This window comes from Sphingomonas sp. PSPC2-2, assembly GCF_049897725.1.
Taxonomy (GTDB): Bacteria; Pseudomonadota; Alphaproteobacteria; order Sphingomonadales; family Sphingomonadaceae; genus Sphingomonas.
In genome coordinates this window covers 326179-343762 of record NZ_JAFCWU010000005.1, presented here as the reverse complement: position 1 = coordinate 343762, position 17584 = coordinate 326179, and the positions used below count along the sequence as shown (strand labels likewise).

Annotated in this window: 19 protein-coding genes; 1 reads left to right on the top strand and 18 read right to left on the bottom strand. The window is 64.1% G+C overall.

Annotated features, from left to right (window positions below):
* Positions 1–71 precede the first annotated feature (71 nt).
* The 18 genes from ACP7BY_RS11890 to ACP7BY_RS11805 all read right to left on the bottom strand — a co-directional run bounded on the left by ACP7BY_RS11890 (position 72) and on the right by ACP7BY_RS11805 (position 16690).
* Positions 72–545, bottom strand: a complete 474-nt coding sequence (locus tag ACP7BY_RS11890) for a hypothetical protein (protein WP_052192392.1) — start codon at positions 543–545, stop codon at positions 72–74.
* Positions 545–1060 (bottom strand): hypothetical protein, encoded by a 516-nt coding sequence (locus ACP7BY_RS11885; RefSeq protein WP_033965617.1) that lies wholly within the window; start codon positions 1058–1060, stop codon positions 545–547. Before ACP7BY_RS11885 ends, ACP7BY_RS11890 begins: the two co-directional genes overlap by 1 nt.
* Positions 1057–3282, bottom strand: a complete 2226-nt coding sequence (locus ACP7BY_RS11880) for a hypothetical protein (protein WP_033965618.1) — start codon at positions 3280–3282, stop codon at positions 1057–1059. The genes ACP7BY_RS11885 and ACP7BY_RS11880 overlap by 4 nt, the downstream gene beginning before the upstream one ends.
* Positions 3282–3914: a hypothetical protein gene (locus ACP7BY_RS11875; protein ID WP_033965619.1), complete on the bottom strand. Its 633-nt coding sequence runs from the start codon at positions 3912–3914 to the stop codon at positions 3282–3284. Before ACP7BY_RS11875 ends, ACP7BY_RS11880 begins: the two co-directional genes overlap by 1 nt.
* 8 nt (positions 3915–3922) lie before the next feature.
* On the bottom strand, positions 3923–4120 hold the full coding sequence (locus ACP7BY_RS11870) for a hypothetical protein (RefSeq protein WP_033965621.1): 198 nt from the start codon (positions 4118–4120) through the stop codon (positions 3923–3925).
* Between the two features lie 118 nt (positions 4121–4238).
* A complete protein-coding gene (locus ACP7BY_RS11865) occupies positions 4239–4679 on the bottom strand; it encodes a hypothetical protein (protein WP_033965622.1) in 441 nt (146 codons plus the stop codon).
* Positions 4680–4735: 56 nt separating this feature from the next.
* Positions 4736–5665: a phage capsid protein gene (locus ACP7BY_RS11860; RefSeq protein WP_033965623.1), complete on the bottom strand. Its 930-nt coding sequence runs from the start codon at positions 5663–5665 to the stop codon at positions 4736–4738.
* A 228-nt stretch (positions 5666–5893) separates the two neighbouring features.
* Positions 5894–6847 carry a hypothetical protein gene (locus tag ACP7BY_RS11855; RefSeq protein WP_033965624.1) on the bottom strand — a complete coding sequence of 318 codons (954 nt, stop codon included), beginning with the start codon at positions 6845–6847 and terminating at the stop codon, positions 5894–5896.
* Complete coding sequence (locus tag ACP7BY_RS11850; protein ID WP_033965625.1) at positions 6837–7169, bottom strand: hypothetical protein; 333 nt, start codon at positions 7167–7169, stop codon at positions 6837–6839. The genes ACP7BY_RS11855 and ACP7BY_RS11850 overlap by 11 nt, the downstream gene beginning before the upstream one ends.
* A complete protein-coding gene (locus tag ACP7BY_RS11845) occupies positions 7166–8815 on the bottom strand; it encodes a portal protein (protein ID WP_426288147.1) in 1650 nt (549 codons plus the stop codon). The genes ACP7BY_RS11850 and ACP7BY_RS11845 overlap by 4 nt, the downstream gene beginning before the upstream one ends.
* Before the next feature lie 56 nt (positions 8816–8871).
* The gene (locus tag ACP7BY_RS11840; RefSeq protein ID WP_033965628.1) at positions 8872–9519 is read right to left on the bottom strand and encodes a hypothetical protein; all 648 of its coding nucleotides are present in this window, start codon (positions 9517–9519) and stop codon (positions 8872–8874) included.
* Between the two features lie 11 nt (positions 9520–9530).
* Positions 9531–9764, bottom strand: coding sequence for a hypothetical protein (locus tag ACP7BY_RS11835; protein WP_156143035.1), 234 nt, complete (start codon positions 9762–9764; stop codon positions 9531–9533).
* On the bottom strand, positions 9761–11320 hold the full coding sequence (locus tag ACP7BY_RS11830; RefSeq protein ID WP_033965630.1) for a hypothetical protein: 1560 nt from the start codon (positions 11318–11320) through the stop codon (positions 9761–9763). Before ACP7BY_RS11830 ends, ACP7BY_RS11835 begins: the two co-directional genes overlap by 4 nt.
* Positions 11317–11592, bottom strand: a complete 276-nt coding sequence (locus tag ACP7BY_RS11825; RefSeq protein ID WP_033965631.1) for a hypothetical protein — start codon at positions 11590–11592, stop codon at positions 11317–11319. The genes ACP7BY_RS11830 and ACP7BY_RS11825 overlap by 4 nt, the downstream gene beginning before the upstream one ends.
* Entirely contained in the window at positions 11585–12196 is a 612-nt protein-coding gene (locus tag ACP7BY_RS11820; protein ID WP_033965632.1) for a hypothetical protein, read from the bottom strand. The genes ACP7BY_RS11825 and ACP7BY_RS11820 overlap by 8 nt, the downstream gene beginning before the upstream one ends.
* A 1104-nt stretch (positions 12197–13300) precedes the next feature.
* A complete protein-coding gene (locus ACP7BY_RS11815; RefSeq protein ID WP_052192393.1) occupies positions 13301–15238 on the bottom strand; it encodes a hypothetical protein in 1938 nt (645 codons plus the stop codon).
* Positions 15235–16389: a DUF7146 domain-containing protein gene (locus tag ACP7BY_RS11810; protein WP_033965637.1), complete on the bottom strand. Its 1155-nt coding sequence runs from the start codon at positions 16387–16389 to the stop codon at positions 15235–15237. Before ACP7BY_RS11810 ends, ACP7BY_RS11815 begins: the two co-directional genes overlap by 4 nt.
* Positions 16390–16393: 4 nt before the next feature.
* On the bottom strand, positions 16394–16690 hold the full coding sequence (locus ACP7BY_RS11805) for a hypothetical protein (RefSeq protein ID WP_033965638.1): 297 nt from the start codon (positions 16688–16690) through the stop codon (positions 16394–16396).
* A 201-nt stretch (positions 16691–16891) separates the two neighbouring features.
* On the opposite strand from ACP7BY_RS11805, the gene ACP7BY_RS11800 reads away from it, so the two are divergent.
* Positions 16892–17581 (top strand): helix-turn-helix domain-containing protein, encoded by a 690-nt coding sequence (locus tag ACP7BY_RS11800; RefSeq protein WP_081988758.1) that lies wholly within the window; start codon positions 16892–16894, stop codon positions 17579–17581.
* Positions 17582–17584: the final 3 nt, after the last annotated feature.

Sequence of the window (17584 nt, the reverse complement as noted above, 5' to 3'; positions counted from 1 at the left end):
GCCACGCATCACACCCCCGCTTTCAGCACAACAATTCGCTGCTAACGAGATCGAGTCTTGTTCCTGCGCCCTCAGACGATGCCGTCCGAACCGGAAACGCCATAGGCATTGCCCGATGCGCCGCCGCCTGAATTCCCCTTGTTGCTGTTCGCCCAGTCGACCCCATGCGCCGCCGCGCCGAACATGCCCTGCGTCAGCGCATTGGCCCCCGCCGAATAGGCTTGCGCGCCCTGGATGCGCAGGCCGCGCGCTTTGGCGGCCGCCTGCCGCCGCACGGTCAGCGCATCCAAGGTGGCGTTGATCTGGCTTTGCGTCAGCGCGTCGAGTGCGGAACCGGTGCCCTGTTGAAACCCGTTCGCGCCCTGTGCGGCCACTTGCTGGCCGATCGCCTGGCGCGCAGCATCGCGCACCCGGCCTTCGGTGACCGCGCCGTCCCGCTCGGCCTCGGTCGCCATCGTGTTTGATAGGTCGCGATTGTATTTTCCGGTTTCATAACTGGCGACACCGCTGATAAGGCTACCCGCCGCCTGGACCGCCTGCACCATCAGGCGATCCTCTCGCACAGGATATGCGTTTCGGAGGCCGCGCCGAATTTGCGCAGCACATGCGTCGGCACAAGGCCAAGCGCCTCGGCCCAGCGCACTTGCGGCCCCTTCACGCACAGCACCGCCTCGAGCAACTGCGCGGGGTCTAGCCCCGGAAACGACAGCAGGATCGCCTCGGCATCGATTGCCGCGATGCAGATCGCTTCGATCCGGCGATACAGGCTGGCGGCGATGCGACGCCGGGTAAAGCGCGTAATCGCCACATAGTCGCCGCCAAGGCCGCGACTGAGGATTGCCCAGGCAACCGCCTGCACGCCGGGAAAGGTCTCGCGCAGGCCGACACAGGCGATCGGGCTATCGCCGCGCCACGCCGTCCATGCCTCGCCGCCTTCGGCCAGGTCAGCCGCCGCCTCGATCGTCATTACGCTGTTGAGGCCGAGCTGCACGCGCTGCGACGGCTGGCGCTCGATCGTCATCGCGTCCGGCGCGCGCATCGGGCGAAACGATACCGTCATCCCGTCACCTCGATCTTGGGGAGCGCCGCGACGATCACCGCTGGCAATGGCTGCGACGATGTGAAGGTCGCGCGACCGCTGCGATCCCATCCGCCGCTGACCGGTCGCTCGGTATCGCCGGTGAACAGCGGCACGGGCGCGTCCATATAGCCCGCGCTGGGGCGATCGATCAGATTGTCGAGCTTGCCGCCCTGGACGCCGATCTTGAGGCCCGCCGTTTCGATCAATCGCAAGGCCAGCCGCACGATCCGCTGGCGCACGCCCTGCGATGTGCCAGTCTGCGATTTCAGTTCGGGCGGCAGTGTGACGACGGTTGCGGTATAGGGTATGCCGACGGTGATGGTGTAGGCCCGGTCCTGCGGCACGACGCTTTCCGGAATGTCGAAGCTGCCATCCGCCGCGACGGTTATCCCGTCGATCACGCCGCCTTCCGCCAGCACCGCGACGGCGCGGTTGGCAAGCTGGGTCGCGCCGGTGAAATGCGTTTGCCCGGCTGCCGCCGTTGCCGTCGTGCCGCTATCGACGAAAAATGCGGCGGAAATCGGATCGCCATCGTCGCGCCAGGCGGCCATGCGCTGCACGCTCTTTACGCCGTCCGCCCGGCGCACGAGCGCCCACACTTCATCGCGCTTGCCATCGGCACTGGCGATCGTCGTCGCGCTCAGCACCGCACCATCGCCATGGATGATGCGCGAGAAGCCCTTGATTTGCTGCTCGGGCGCGTGCGGGTGGACGAGCATCTGCCCATCGCCGCGCACGCCGAACAGCAGTTCCTCGGGTTCCTTCTGATAGGCGAGCTGCAGCACGCCGCCGCGCGTGATGTGGCGGCACCACACCGTCATGTTTTCGGCGATGTAGCGATCCTGCCCGAAATCATATTGCGCCTGGCGGAGTTTCCGGCCGCCGCGCTGGACGAAGATGCCGGTGGTGCCGATCTGCAGCGGGAACACGCGGTCGCTGCCATAAAAGCTTTGCGGCACCGCCTCGATATTATCGCCGCCGATCGCCTGCGCGCTGTTGATCGCGCCGATCGCGATCTCGCGGCTCGCCGTGCCGACGACGATCTTGCGATCCCCCACCGCCCACAGGATGGGATCCTCGGTCGAAAGCGTCCGCCGAAAGGCCAGGTCGCCTGCCAGCAGCCCGCTCGACGTGGTGGTGATGTGGTTGAGATAATCGCCTGCGACGCTCGCCAGCAATTCGAATTGCTTGAAGTGGCAAAGCCGACCGCCATTGGCCAGCACGACGCTGGGCCAGCCGGCCGCCGCACTGAAGGCCGCATGGGACCAGCGGAAGCTCGGCACGGTGGTAAGGCTGTCGGGCAAGCGCCGCACCACGTCCGCCGTTGCCGAGAAGCCATCGCCCGCGATGGCGGTAATCATCACCGTGCCATAGCGATCGTGCAGATAGGTCCACCGCACACCGAACGGGCCCTTGCCGTTGATGTCGGTGCCGCTCTGGCTACCGTCCCACTCGGTCCCGCTGGTGTGGATCGGCTGGCTGGTTCCGGTGCGCCCGGCCGATGCCGCGACATAGACCTTGCCGTCCGAGCGACGCTTGCTGCCAACGGCAACGCCATCAATGCCGACTTCCCATGCGGGAATGGTCGAGAAATCCGCGGCCTCGATCTTGAACGGCGCGCCGACATGCCCGGCGAGAAAAATCGCGCTGGACGCGGAAAGCGTGATGCCCGCACCGGTCGCGGCACTGACGGTCACCGTCCGCGTTTCGTCGACATTCTGATCGGCAAACGGACCGTTCACCAGTGGCGCGACATCGTAGACGAAGGTTTCGGCACCGGTGCGCGTCAGGCGTGCGGGCGGATGGTTTTCGTGGTCGAGATATAGCCGATCGTAGCTTTGCTGGAACGACACATAGGGCGCTTCCGCCGCCGTATAGGGCACGATCACTTCATAGGGCACGCCCGGCGCGGTCTCGATCCGGCCGCCATTGGTGTAGAAGCGGAGGCGATAGTCGCTCCACTCGATCACATAATCCTGCGTGAGGTTGAAGCGGAACTCGGTCACCCACTGCGCGGTCGGCGCGGCAGGCCGGATATATTCAAAGCCCGGCCGCTTCACCAACGCCCCCTCGACCGTGGGCACGAAGTTCTCGCACGTGTCCATGCCGACGGACCAGATCGCCGTGTCGACACGGCCACCCATGCGCGGCGAAAGCTCGCCGCCGTTGAAGCTGGTTGCGATTGGGCGCTGCAGCGTCATCAGGGCCAAATCCAGGGAGAATTTCCATAAAGCGGCCCGCGCGCCGCGCCGCTGGTACGCGCCAGTTCCCAGTCGGTAGGCTCCCACACGATCTGCGGATTTTCGCGCGCATCGACACGGCGCGCATCCGACAACGCTTCGCGATACGTTCGAAACGCATCATCCTTGCGCCCCCGGTCACCAGTGATGCGATCGGCAATCGCCCAACCGAGGCGGCGCGCAAAGACGACCACGAACAGATCATCCCACAGGGCCGGTTCCTCGACATCCGCCAGATAGCGGATTGGCAGCGGCCCGGTGCTGTTGCTGAGGATGCAATTGCCCTCGAGCTGGTAATCGCGGCGATTGGCGCTTGCCGCGCGGCCCAGCACCTCGACCAGGCGCACGCTGTCCGCAGGCATTTTGAACGATGCGCCCCACGGGAACGGCACTTCGTCGAGAGCGAGTGCGGCAAGTTGCTGCCGCCGCATCGCGAAATTCCAGGTATGGGCGCGGATTACCGCGCGCCGCTCGATATCCCATACTGCCTTTATCGAACGCGACAGATGCGTGTCGTCGTCGATCGACCGAAGCTGATCGTCCTCGCCAATACCGGAGGCCGCCAAATTGGCGATAGAGACGTAATCCGCCATCGATCAGCTCACAGCAGCGGCCATTTGGACGCGAAGATTTTCTGTTCGAGCGCCTCGATCATCATCAGGGCATCGCCCTTGCTGATCTTGGTGAAATCGATGTTGAGCGACATCGTGTCGCTCTGCGCTTCCGCCGTGCCTGCCGCGACGGTGATGTCCTTCAGGGTGTTCTTGCCGCGCTGGATTGTCAGTTTGACCTGGGCCATCGATCGTTCCCTTGTCTTGGTTGACGGAAGTGTCTGCGGTTACCGGGGTGGTGGAGATCGGCCACCACCCCGGCCTCGGGCCATGACGCCACCACAGGTCAGGCCGAGCTCGTGGCCGCTAGTTCGCGGTCGTATATTCGATGTCGAAACCGGCGATGACGCCCGCTCCGATATCGGCGACGCCAAAGGTGGCCCAAAGGTCTTCATCGACCGTGTTGGGATCCAGCACGAAGGCCGACGCCTTGGGGCCGAGCGGCGTGGGAGCATCGGTCGCAGTCAGGGTCTTCGCGGCCACATATTTTGCCGGGATTGTCGTCGTGCCGATCGAAATCGTCGTCGTGGCAAAGGACGTATCCGTAATGCCCGAGATCGAATGGAGCGATGCCCCCTGCGGCAGCTTGCCCAGATACAGGCGGTCGCCAATCGCCAGCGCAACCGCTGGCTTGGTCGAGCGCACGCGACGCTTCTTGCCCCCAACCATACGAACATCGAGCTTCTTGGGCGGGTTCTGGCTACCGTCGGCCGCACCGACAAATTCAAGGCCATAATAATCAGCCATGTTGTGTCTCCTATGGAGAGAGCGGCGTCCGCGACCGGACGCCGCACCCAGGGTTTTTACTGCTCGCTGTTGAGGATGAGGCCGACTTTGCCCGCCTGCGTTCGCGTCGCTGCCACCGTGGTGCCAGCGAACACACTGCGCGTGTCGACCTTCGACGGCTGATCCTTGATCGCCGTGCGCAATTTGCGCCACACGCCCTTGCGAATGCCGGAGCGCGTCCAGAACGGGTTCTTGGTATAGCCGTTGGCATCGACCGTGAGGCCGAGCTTGAAGGCGCGCAGACGTGGATTGCGCAGCTCCATGTGGACGAAATTCCACCCGAGCAACGACATGATGCGCCCCTTCACGAAGGTGCCGCCATAAGCACCTTTGAAATCGGCCGAGGTCGCGGGAATTTCGCTCAGCAACTGCGCGTTCTGAACGGCATCGATCACCATGAAGCGGTCTTCTTCCTGATCGACGAAGCCCTGGTCCAGGAGCTGGCCTGCCGCGATCAGTTTTGCGACATTCATGCCGACTGCACCGGCCGCTGCGCCGGTGCCGACCGGAATGATCTGGCCTGCCGGAAATGGCGTCGATGTCGTGCCATCCTTGCCCGAGATGATCGGACCGTACGCGCCTTCCAGCACACGGCTGTCCTGTGCGCGATTGATCGTCGCCATGGCAGCCATCGTATACCCGCCGTCGAGGCTGATTTTGGTTGCGAGCTGGTCGGCTCCATCAACGAACTTGTTGAAATAAAGCTCGTTCGGCTTGACGATCCAGACGCGATCATGGCCGGGATCGGTTTCCTTCAGATCGGCGAAGCGCTCGTCTGCTTCTTCCGGGTCAGTGTCGCCGATCAGATCCTTGACCGTTTCCTTCTCGGCGCTGGTGCAATCCTGTTCTTCACAGGTGTCCCAAAGGACGGCCTTGTTCGATTGGAGCTTGAGTTCGAGGTTGTTCGCGAACTCATAATTTGCAGTTGTGTTGACTGTATCAGCCATGGGATGGCCCTCGCGAAAAAGGTTTGATCCGATTTCGAAGGGCTAGGGGGCACGCAGGCCCGGCCGCTCTATCGTTTAACGCCCGCGATCGGCGACGCCATCCAGCGTGGGGCCCGGGGCGACGAGGCTAGGCCAGGACTTAGCCGGGGGATTGGGAGCGGCTCCCCCGAGGCCGATCGTGAAATCTCACGCCGCGACTCGCGCGTCAAGCTGGGTTTTCGATCTTTTTTACAATTGTTGTTCCGCGCGCGCCTTGCCAGCCGCCGCTGCCGCGTTGAGCCGGTCCCACCGCGTCCGTTCGGCCGATCCGGGCACCATCACGCGTTTCTGGAATTCGGGATCGGCCTTCAACTTGTCGATCTCGGCCTGTGCTTCGGCCCCCGTTACGCCGAAGCGCCCCTTGCCGCCGGTGATGATCGTATCTTCGGCGATGCCTGCGCCGAGTTTGGCAAGGATGGTCAACGCGCGATCTGCACCCAGGCCAGCGCGCAGACCCGCCATGTCCTGCTTGGAGAAGCCAAGCGCGCGCGCGGCGCTGTCAACATGGGCGAGCTGCTCGTCTTTCTTCGCCCCCTGTTGTTTGACCCATTCCAGTGCCAGATTGTCTTGCTTCGCGCTCTCGGCCGCCGCCTCATCCATCTGTAATTTGATGAAATCGCTCACCAGCCCCTCAAACGCTTCCTTTGGGGCACCGTGCTTGAGCGCGCTCTCGCGCAGCGAGTTGATCAAAGGCTCGTTGAGCGGCACGCCTTCGGGTGCCTTGATCTCATAGCCGTCAACCTTGTCGGGCACGCCGATCGCGGCCTTGAAGGCGGCGATATCCTCCGGCTTGGCATCTTCGCCCGGCACCTTGATCCGGCCGTTTTCGCGCAAGGCCCGCTCGGTATCGCGCGCGATCTTGGTCAGGCCGTCAAGATCCTTCACGCCCTTGGCCGCCAGCCAGTCACGGTTCGAGCTGGTCTCGCCATCCTTCGTCTCGGCCGATACCTTTTCGAACCAGTCGGGAACCGCAGCGCTTCCATCGGCCACGCCGCCCTCAACGGCAGACGCTCCCGGCTGTGCGCCGCCGCTCTCTGCCGCGCCAGGCGCACCACCACCCGTCACTCCCGCACTTCCGATCAAATCCATCGCGCCGCCGCCGGTTGCGCCGCCATCGGTCCCGCTCTCGCCATCAATTGCCATCGTCGATCTCCATGAGTTTCTGGACTGCCGCCTCGTCCAGGTTGAGGTAGGTTGTGATCCGGTCGAACACCTCGCGTCGCCCCAGCCGCCGCGCCATCACCAGCGGATCCTGCGAAAACAGCAGCCGGCGATTGTTGGGATGCGCGAAGCAAAAGTCGCGCAGGTCGGCGAGCACGCGCTCCGCCGATACGCGCAGGCGCTCCTCGTCCGTCAGGAACAGCCGACGCCACACCGTCACCGGCGTCTGCCACCCCGCGAACAGATCCTTGAAGTTGCGCGCCATGCGCACCGCCTGCAAACGGCGTTGGTTTGTCGTGCTCATGCTGCGTTCGCCAGGCTGCTCGCGCGCGCGAGGTCGCTCGCCGCCGATGCCGCTCCCTGCAATTGCTCGACGCCGGATGCCGCTGCCTTGCTGTCGTCACGCGCCTTGCGCTTCGCTGCGACCTGATCGGGCGTTGCGATCCAACTGGGCCGCACGCCCAGCACATCGCCAAGGCCCGGTGCCGCCGCATCGACATCGATATGATCGAACACCGCGCCATCATCGACTTGCGCCAGCGGAGCCATCGCCTCGATCCAGCGGGTCAGGCCCGCCGCTTCCTCGGCGCGGGCCATGCGCGACAGCGGGTTTTCATATTCGATCACCGGATAGGCCCCGGCTTCGATAACCTCATCCGGAAAGGGTTCGATCTGGCGCGCGCGCAACGCGAGGTCGAGATCGCGTTGCGTCACCGGGTTTTGCTTCTCGCTTTCGTAGCGCCCAGCATAAGGCGCGACGAGCACGCCCTGTTTTGCGACCATTTCCAGCACTTGCGTCGCGGTCATGCGATCCCCCGGATCGGTCAGGATCTTGAAGAAATCCTCCAGGAACGCGGTCTTGACCACGGCGCGCTCGCTTTGCTGCATTTCGAGGCCGATCGGCAGGTTTGATCCGGTCGGCATCGGCGCGACCATCAACTGCCCCTGTTCGTTGACCAGGCCGGGATTGGCCCCGCCCGGCCGCGTCACCAGCGACGTGATGCCATCATCGTCGAAAAAGGCGAGCGCGGGATCGACCATCTTGTGGGCGGAACGCAGGATCGTCTGCGCCATCTGGTTGAGGCCCTTGATCGTCGGCAGCACCTTGATCGTGGGCGACCGGCCATAGATATCGCCCGGCCCGGTCACGTGCCGCGAGACCGAAATCGGCATCGAATGGAAGCCCTTGCGCCGCAGGATCACCTTGTCGGCGATGGCGATGGTAATGCTGTCGATCGCCATGCTGCGCCGGTCCAGCGCGTCGGGCTGCAAATCGCCATTGGGGCAGACGATGTGCAGGATCTCGAATTCCTCATCGAGCTTGTTGCGCTGGATCGCCTCGCGCATCTTGCCGGTGAGCGCATCGGCACCGAATTCCTGCAGGCACTGGCGCGCCGTCCGCTTGTATTTGCGGTGCACCGTATCGATGCGCCCGGCAAAGTCCTCGTCGATGTAACATTCCGACAGGTGCAGCGCCTTGTAGAACAGACCGACGCCCTTGCGTTCGCCGGTCCAGAGCGGGCCGGTGCCATAGCTGCCGAGCTGGCGAAAATCCTCCTGGGCCTGCACTTCGAACCCGGCATGGGGCGCATAGCGGATCGCATGAAGGCGATCGCCCGCGCGCTCGCACCACCGCCGCACCGCCGGGATCTTGTCGAGATCCTTATCGCCGAAGCGCAGCCGGATATATTGGGTGTTACGCGGGATCGTGATGCCCGCCATCGCCGCGCAAAAGCGATCGAGGCTTTCCACCGCCGTCACATCGAAATTGGCCGCGCCGTGGATGGTGCCGGGCGTATTCTTGCTCCAGCCACCGGCACCCAGCGGATTGACGCGCTCGTCGATTTCCCGCCACAGGCTTTCCATCGGCGCGCGCAACGCCGCCAGGCGGTCATGATTGCGCAGATGCGCCTTGACCAGATCGTCATCCTGCAGCGTATCGTCGGCCATCGGAATTTCCCTGTTGGAAGAAACGGGCGCGACCACCGCGCGCCCGCATCTGTCGGTTAGAAGTAGATGTCGTCTGCGATGTTGACGGTGCTGCCGGTCGCGACGTTGATGACATCGCTGCGCTTGCAATAGGCGACCTGTTTTCCGTCGATCAGCAGCGCATACCCATCGATCGCATAGCCGCCCTGGCCATTGGCCGGGCCGTGGACCGTCACCGCGTCGCGCAGCATCTTGCCGAGCGTGTGATCCCGCCACACATCGCCGGTGACGACGATCGGCGCGATCCCGGTAATTTCCCGCGTGCCGTCGCTCAGCACGATTTCGACCTTTTTGCCGCCCTGATCGGCCTTCGTCAGCGCTTCGGTCAGCGCGTCGCCGGTGAGACCATCGCCGACCGGCCCGATCTTGCGTGACTTGGGGGCATTCTCGCCACGCTTGACGCTGGTTTTAGAGGCCGATGCCGCCGCTTGCAGCGCCGTAATCGTGGCATTGGCCGCGTCGAGATCCTTCTGCAGTTTCGCCGCGTGTTCTTCGAGATCGATCTTTTCCTGTTCGTCGAGCCCAAGTTCCTCGTTGAGCGTTTTGTTCTGGGCAGTCAGCTCGTCGATGCGGATCTGCAATGCGGTTGCCCCTGCAGGATCGAGCCCGGCATTGAATTGCTCCATCAATTCCTGCTCGCGCGTTTTGGTCGTAGTGTCGTCCATGATCGTTCCTTTCAGCTTCCCAGGGTGAGCTTGCCGCCGGTCAGCGGGGCCTGGACCCCCGCCGCGCCGTTCACGAGGTCCGCCGCGCCGCCTTTGCGACGCCGGAGTTCGTCCGTGGCCGACACCGCCGCCGCCGCATCGTCACGCGTTGCCGTGGGCAGTGCGGTCGGGGCCTGTCCGGGTGTCGAGATGATGCCCAGCGCCTTCAGCGGGGCCGCGATAATCTTGCCGAGAAGTGCCATCATATCCCTCCAAGTTCGTTGTAATCGCCGTCCACCCGCACGGTGCGCCGCTCCCGCGACTTGCCTCGAATGTCGGAGATGACGTGCTCGCCCTCGAGCGCGGCATATTGCTCGGCATCCTCGATATGGGTGTGGATCGTGTCGGCGATCTCGAGATGACCCCGCGTCTCGCCGTCGGTCATGTCGGCTTTGCGATAGTGATACCCGCCGAGATGCCCCCGGATCAGATGCTTGCACGACGGGTCGATCAGATATCCGCCGCGTTCGCTCATCGCCTTGCGCTGCGCCTCGAGCCGAAGCTGCTCGCGGTTCGTTTTCGCCTTGTAGACCTTGAAGCCCAATGCCTTTTGAAAAGGCGGAACCCAGTCCAATTCGCGCGCCTCTGCATCGCGATCAGCCGCGGCGAATGCGGCAGGATCGGCGACCACGCGGATCTGGTCGGCGGTGATATCGGGGCAACGCTCGATGATCTTGGCGCGGAGCATCTTGCCGAACGCCGTCGGGCCGACCTTTGCCAGCGACTTGCCGCCATCCTGAAACGCGACCACCTCGCCCAGCGTTCGTAGCTCGCCCATCACCGTGCGCTGTGTCAGCACGGCTGCTGCGAACAATCCCTGGTCGACGCCGACGATGAGCTTGCGTCGGCGATCCCATTCGATCGTCTCTTTGGCGACATGCTCGCTATAGCTGAATTGCGGATGCACCGGCAGGCCGTGCCGCACCGGCACGAACTTGTTGTGGATCATCCGGTCGACATAATCGGGCCGGTGTTTGTTGGTCGCTTGCTGCAGGAGGTAATATCCACGCCCGCCGCGCAGATTGTGCAGGTTCTCAGCGCCAGGCTCGAGCCCGCCCGGCTGGATGAAGCATTCGATCAGCGGTCGCCCCTCGAGCGCTACCAGCAATTCGGGGCTGGCGAGATCATGCAATCCGCCGAGTTCCTTCTCGATCGCCAGCTTGTAGAGATAATTATCGGTGAATGGCGCGTTGCTGGAGATCAGTATCTGCGGATCGACCACTAGCTTGGGATCAAGGCTCGAAAAACGCCCGACGCGACCCGACAGGTAGCTGATCAATTCCTCGGGCTGCAAATCGCCTTCGTCGACACCTGCGCAGTTCAACTCCCAGCCGCGCGTGGCCGCCTCTACACCCTGATCGCCGATCGCGCGAAATTCGACTTCCATGTCGAGCACGTCGGTCGGCTGGCGAGACGCATCGCGCCGCAGCACACGCTGGAATTTGTGGCTGTACGGTGCCTTGGCGCTGAAATGCCCATACTCTTTTGGCGTGATATTGAACCATGACGGTAGCGTGTTCGCATCGAGACTAGGGTAACTCTCACGGATGACGCCAAATTTCGCGCGTCGGCGCTTGATGCCGCGTTCATCGATCCGCGCGCCCTGCATCGCGCCATTGCGGACGCCCTTCTGCAGCATCGCCATCGTCTTGCCTGAACCAACCGGGCCGATGATCACGACGATGAACGCGCGGCTGCGCATGAACGCCTCCGCCACCGGCCCCGGCGACGTGAGTGCGATGGGTTTGGCTGCAACCGTCATGCCGCGACCGCCCGCATATCGTTCGCAAGCGCGATCAGCTCGGCTGCACGCTGATCGAGTGCGTTTGCCACGGCCGCGATTTCACCCGCGCTCAAGCCACGATCGGCGGCAAGCTTGTGGTTGACGGCGCGACGGCCAATGCCGAGAATGTCGGCAAGGCACGCTGCACCACCAAGCGCCGTCCGCGCCCGATCCAGCAACACCAGCCGACGAACTGCCCGCGCCATCGGCGAAAGGGTGTTCCCATTTGTGAGAACGGGCGCGTCAGCCATTGTTGATTTCCTCATCTTGAATTTCGTGGAAATCGCCCTCGAGCATTTCCTCTATCTCGCCATCGGTATGGGTGACGCCCTGGATGATCAGGTCAGCAACACCCGAAAAGGTCATGTCGACCGCGACCGGTTTTTTGCTTTCGAGGTACGGCAACAGCGCTTCGGCACACCTCACGCGCAGCGCTCGCGCCTCGGCATAGCTCATCCGCTCGACAACTACGTTGGGCGTGCCATCCTTCCGAAAGCTGTGAACCTTTTCCTGCTTCGAGGTTTCGATCAGGACATCTTCCGGCGTCGATGACAGCTGCATCAGCGTGATTGCCGGATGCTGCCCGAAGGTCTGGATGTAGCGCGCAAAATCATCGGTGCGCTTGTTGCGAGCGCCAGCCGGCCGACCGCGCTTGCGGCTTCGCGCCTCGGTCAAAACGGCCATTCGACCAGCCTCGGGGCCGAGCGCTTGGCGCGCCTCCAGCATTTCCTCAGGCGTTACCGGCTCCAGCAGGTTGAGCTGTTGCTCCTCCATTGCGCGGTCAGCCAGCAAAGCCTTGGCGTCGTCAACCACTTGGCGCACGATCGCAGCGTCGCCGGTGTCAGGCGTTGACATGGCCGCGCCCTCCCCATAGCTTCATTACTTCGCCCAATGGCGACCAAGCACCGGGACCACCACTATCCCCGACCCGCGTTTCACTCCTCGAATTGAGCGCCGATCGCGCATCCTGGCGTCGCACTGACGAGGGCAAGCTATCCCCCGACCCCGTTTTGCCGCTCAACCTTGGCCGTTCGCCCCCTTTCGACCGGTCGGCATCAATCCCGTAAAACGGAAGGTCGATCAAAATCCGGAATATCGCGTGCGCCAACATGCGAGCATCAGGGCGCGCGGCCGTTGGGGGCCCTACCCCCTCGGGCTGGGCACTCAGGCCCCCCCGTCCGATCGGCCCGCCTGCGCCGCCCAGCGTGCCGCATGGGCTCAACCTAGAAAGCTTATGACCATCCCCGGAAAGCTCTGATTTTACAGCATGTTGCGCGCCGCATTCCGACACCGGCATTCCGACATGCCCGATCCGCCCCCCGCAAACCCGCAGAAATCCGCCGTTTCCGCCCGCGCGACCCAGCCGCGCCAGGCCACCCCGATCGCAGGCCAGCCGGGCCAGATCCACCGCGCACCAAGCCCAAAAGTTTTGCGGCGCAGCCCCTCCGTAACACTGTGGATCGGGCGTTTCGGCGACGATGCGACCGGGCAGCGCATATCCACCCCATATTATATTCGCGCCAGAACCGCAGAACCGGTAGAGAACCGCGCGCCGCCCGGCAAATGGCGTATTTCTCCCGTTTTCTTGATTGGGTTCTGAAGTTCTGTAGTTCTCGGTATCTTCCCTACACGCACGCATACGCACGCACACGCGCACATCACGCGTAGCGGTTTGGAACAGAACCGCAGAACCGTTGAATACCAATGTGTTGCTGGTTCTGTGCGTTCGTCGCTCCAGAACTCTAGAACCGCGCCCCCCGGCCCGTAGGCACCGCGAGGCTGGCTGCGCCACACTCTTATCTGCCCCAACTGGGCCGGGGGCAAGGGACAAAGTAAAAAACAAGTCGAACGGGCGCGATCGATAGATAGCGTCGCCCTCGCGATAGTAGTGGAGGCGGAGCGCGGGCGCACCGCTCCGCTGCGCTACGCTGCCCGCGCGCGTTGGGTTTGGTGCGCCCATCATGCCAGCGGCCCGCCTGGGCAGGCAACGAAAGCGGGCACCTCGTCGGGGTCGATCACCAGCTCGATCGGCACGAGCACGGCGGTCAGCGATGCGCGGGCGAACTTGGTCTTGATGCCACGCGTTGCGCCAGGCGCACGGGCGAGCGTGGTTGCCCAGCCGCCGCCCGCCCATTTGGTCGGGCCATAGATCGTGGCAAGCTCGCGGTGCGACAGCGCGACCGCAAGATAGGTCGGCTGGCCCGGCATCGCGTCGATTGCGCCCCACCGTTCCCGCCCATCCGGGCCGGGGCCGAGCGGCTTGCGATTGACGATCTTGAGCCCAAGCTCCTGGATCTTGTCGCGCGCGCCCTGGTCGCCTTCTCCGGCGCGTACCGCACGGCCGATCCACGTGCCCAGCCCCTCGCGCAGATCGCCACCGCGAAATTGATGCGGCGTGGTGCGCAGGTGGTTGAGGCAGGCATCATGGTCCTGCACTGCGTCGTTGATCTCAGCGAGGCTTTCGGGTGCGCACAGCCGCGCCCAATGGTCGAGCAAGTCGGCATCGGGCACATGATCGTACAGCGCCAGATCGGCGCAGGCGAGCAAGGTGCCGAAGGTATCCGCACCACGCGCGTCATGGCCGCCGCTCGTCAAAGCGTCGTGATAGAGGTCATAGGTCTCTTTGTAGCGCCACCATCCATCGAACATGCGGCGCATCAACGCCGCGCCGATCGCGGGCAATTTCGCGCTCTCCAGATCCAGCTTGCGCGCGTCGCGCGGCAACGGCTCGAGCTCGAGCACGGCAAAGCGGCTACGGTCCTGCGGCTCCATTTGCGGCATCAGGATCGCCGAGAATTGGAAGCAGGAATTGAGCGTGAAATCGGCCGCTTGATGGTCCGAGGATCCCTTGTGCATGTCGCTGCCCGACGAGGCGACGCGCGCCAGCTCGAGCACTGCCGACAGCTTGTGCGCGTTGAACGCGTTGGGTTCGAACTCGTCGAAAATGACTGCGATCGTCTGGTTGCGCAGCTTCTGCCGCACCGCCGCCTCGGTCGCGCCGCCCGTGCGCAGCACCGCGCTGCCCAGCAGCCGGTCGATCAGGCCATCCTTGCCGTTAAAGCTCGATTTGCCCGTGCCGCGCCCGCCGGTCACGAAGAGATGCGAGCGCCAGGGGAGCGCGCCGGAAATCGAGGTCTGCGCAATCCACCCCAAGGCCAGCATCTGGTCGACGAGCCGACGCCGCCACGGCCATGTGCCGATCAGCGCCAGCAATTGCTCGACCGGCTGTTCGTCGACCGGCTCGTGATGCGGGCGCGGCGTGGCTTCGCCGGCCGGATAGACATAGCCGTCGATAAGGCCGGTCGGGAACCATTCGGCGTCAGCGGCGGTGCCGTTGATACGCCGCCGCCCGACCATCACCTTGTCGCCGAAATGGACGATCAGCGCGCCGCCGCGCCCCTTATGCGCGCCGCGCCCGCGCACCCGGCCCTGCGGATCAAAAATCCCCGCCAGGCCACATGCGCCAATAAGGGCTTCGCTTGCTTCGTCTTGCTTGAACCCGACGATTTCGCTGGGCTTGATGATTTCGCCCGTCTTGGCGCTGACCTTCGGCTCCGACCAACGCGGCCAATATTTCGACAGTAAATGCGTCTGCGGCGCAAACAATGCGTTGAAGTTATTCTTGCCATGGTCGCGCGGGCCGAGCGCCACGAGCTGACCAAGCACGTTGAGATAGAAACAGGTCTGGCCATCGGTGCCAATACCGAGCGGCTTGACCGGACATCCCGGCGGAATGCGCGGGCGATCGAGCCCGTCATCCTCATCATACCCGCCAAAGGGCGCGGCATCGCCCGCCTGGGCGAGCGCGGGCGCATCGACTGGCGCATCGAGCGCCGCTGCGATCGACACGACATTATCGGGCAATGTGGCCGGGTCGGGGCGCGCGCGCCGGGTCATGCGACACGCTCCCCAAGATCCGACAGCAGCCAGGCGTTGATGTCCTTCACGCCCCTTGGCGGCATCACGAACTGGACGTGATGGCCACGCGCCTGTTGCCGCGCCATGGCCTGTTCGAGCGCTTCGAGCTTGTCGGCCGCTTTGCGCCGCTCGGTCTCGTCGGCACCGGGTGGCGCGTCGTCGCGGTCGCACACGATGACGATCGTCGCGATGGCGGCGGGAAAGGCGATCAGCCCGAGGTTGCGCAACGAATAGCCCGCCAGCACGCGCAGATCGGGCTTGATCATCGCCACGGTGAGCGCGTCCTCGATCCCCTCGGTCATGTAGATCGTTTCGGGCCGCCCGCTCTTGCTGCCGGAAAGCGCGCCCAGCGTCTTGCGCGACGCGCCCTTGCGCAGCGGCACGAACGCGCCGCCCGATTTGCCCAGCACCTTTTTGGCGTTGCCGCGCGGCACGCCCAGATCGGCACCATCGGCCTTGACCCATTGCCCATGCCGATCGCGGCCAAGCCAGGTGCGATGCGTCGCGACATGGACGCCATCGGGCGTGATCATCTGCGACACCATGCAGGGCAGCTTCATGCCCGCGTCGCGGTTCCACACCGCGTCATGGTAGCGCAGCGCGTTCGGCCAATGCCCCAACCGCGCGACATCGATGCCGCGCCCCTCCAAATAGCGCGAGGCCGGGCAATCGCCGGTCAGCGGCACGCCGTTAAGCCACAGCGACCGCGCGCCGCGCTTCTTGGCCTCGGTTTCCTGCGCCGCGCGGGCCTGGGCGTCGGCATCGATCGCGATGGTCTCGGCCCGGATCGTCGCCAGCCGCGCCGGGTCGAGATGGTCGATCCCCAGCCACGATTTGGCATATTGCACCGCATCGCCCAGATTGCCGCCGAATTTGGTCAGCGCGATCATGTGCAGCATGTCGCCGCTCGCCCCGACCATGCCGGGGCTTGCCCGAAAATCGGTCCACAACCCCTTGTTCGGGCCATCGACCGTCACCGCCAGCGATTGCCCGCGCTCGCCCGCGATCGATCCGACGCGCAGGAAATGCCCGTCGCGCACCGCATTGGGCAGGCAATCGCGCACCACGCTTTCGCAGCGCGCGCGCAATTGCAGCTCGATTTCGCGAACGGTGATGACCGAAGGCGACACGGGATTAACCGGCCACCGCGTTGATATACCAGACACCGGCCGGGAGCTCGTAATCCTGGGCGATGCCCGCCTTGAGCTTGATCCCGGTCGCCGCCGGTGCGACATAGCCCGCCGCCTTGCTGGCGGAAATGCGCTGATCCTCATCGGCGATCAGCCGGATCAGGCAAGGGCCAGGGATAGGGCCGGATTGCGCGCCGAGCGCCACTACCGTCGCGCCTGCAGTGGCATCAAGCAACGGGGTCAGCGGCAATGCGCCGTTGCGCAAGGTGCGCAGCGAAAACGCCGTGATGTTCAGCGACATAGGTCTTGCTCCATAGCTGGGCGGGCGGGGGTGCCGTCGGCGGTGCGATCGAACGGTTTGTCGAGCCAGCCGAGCGGGCCGCCGCGCGCGCTCACCACGCACATCCGTCTAGGATTTTTCCTACGGAGCCATTTGACTTGTTGGAACGAAATGAGGAACAAATGCGGAACATAGGCGAATGATTCGCCAGGGGGCCCGCACATGACCGCGAACGTCTTGCCATTTCCATCACGCCGCCTTCCGATCGACCCGGAGCGCCGGGAGGTCGTAAAAGTCGTTGGGCTGCGCGACGCCTTCGACGTACAGCTCAACCATGAAGGCGGGTCCGGGGATCATGTCGCCGTTTTTCCAGCGCAGCCACGTCATCCGCGTCGTCCCAAAATGCGCACCGGCCTCGGCATCGGTGAGCGCGCGCTCCCGTTGCCATTGCTTCAATTTTCCGGGAGCAGCCTTCATTCCAAAGCTGGTAACACTATGCGTTACAATTTGACAATCCCGTGTAACGCGATACGTAGCTGCGTTGTGACCGCGACCGTTCTATCTTTCCTTCGTATGGAGGACATGCCGAACCGCATTCTCGAGCTGCGCCGTGCGGCCAAGCTGAGCCAGGAAGAGCTCGGCTTTCGCGTCGGCGTGTCCAAGATGCAGATATCGGGGATGGAACGCGGCAAGCGCGAACTGTCGCTCGGCATGATGCGTCGGCTGGCGGAAGCGCTGGACGTTTCCCCCGCCGACTTGCTGTGCGACGAGGACAACCCGATGCGCCTCGCCACCGACGAGCGCGCCTTGCTGTCGCGCTACCGCGCCGCCGATCCGGAACAGCAGCGCAATATTGAACGGGTCACCGAGGCCCTTGTGCCCTTCAACCAACGGCAGCGCGACGCGGCATAACCG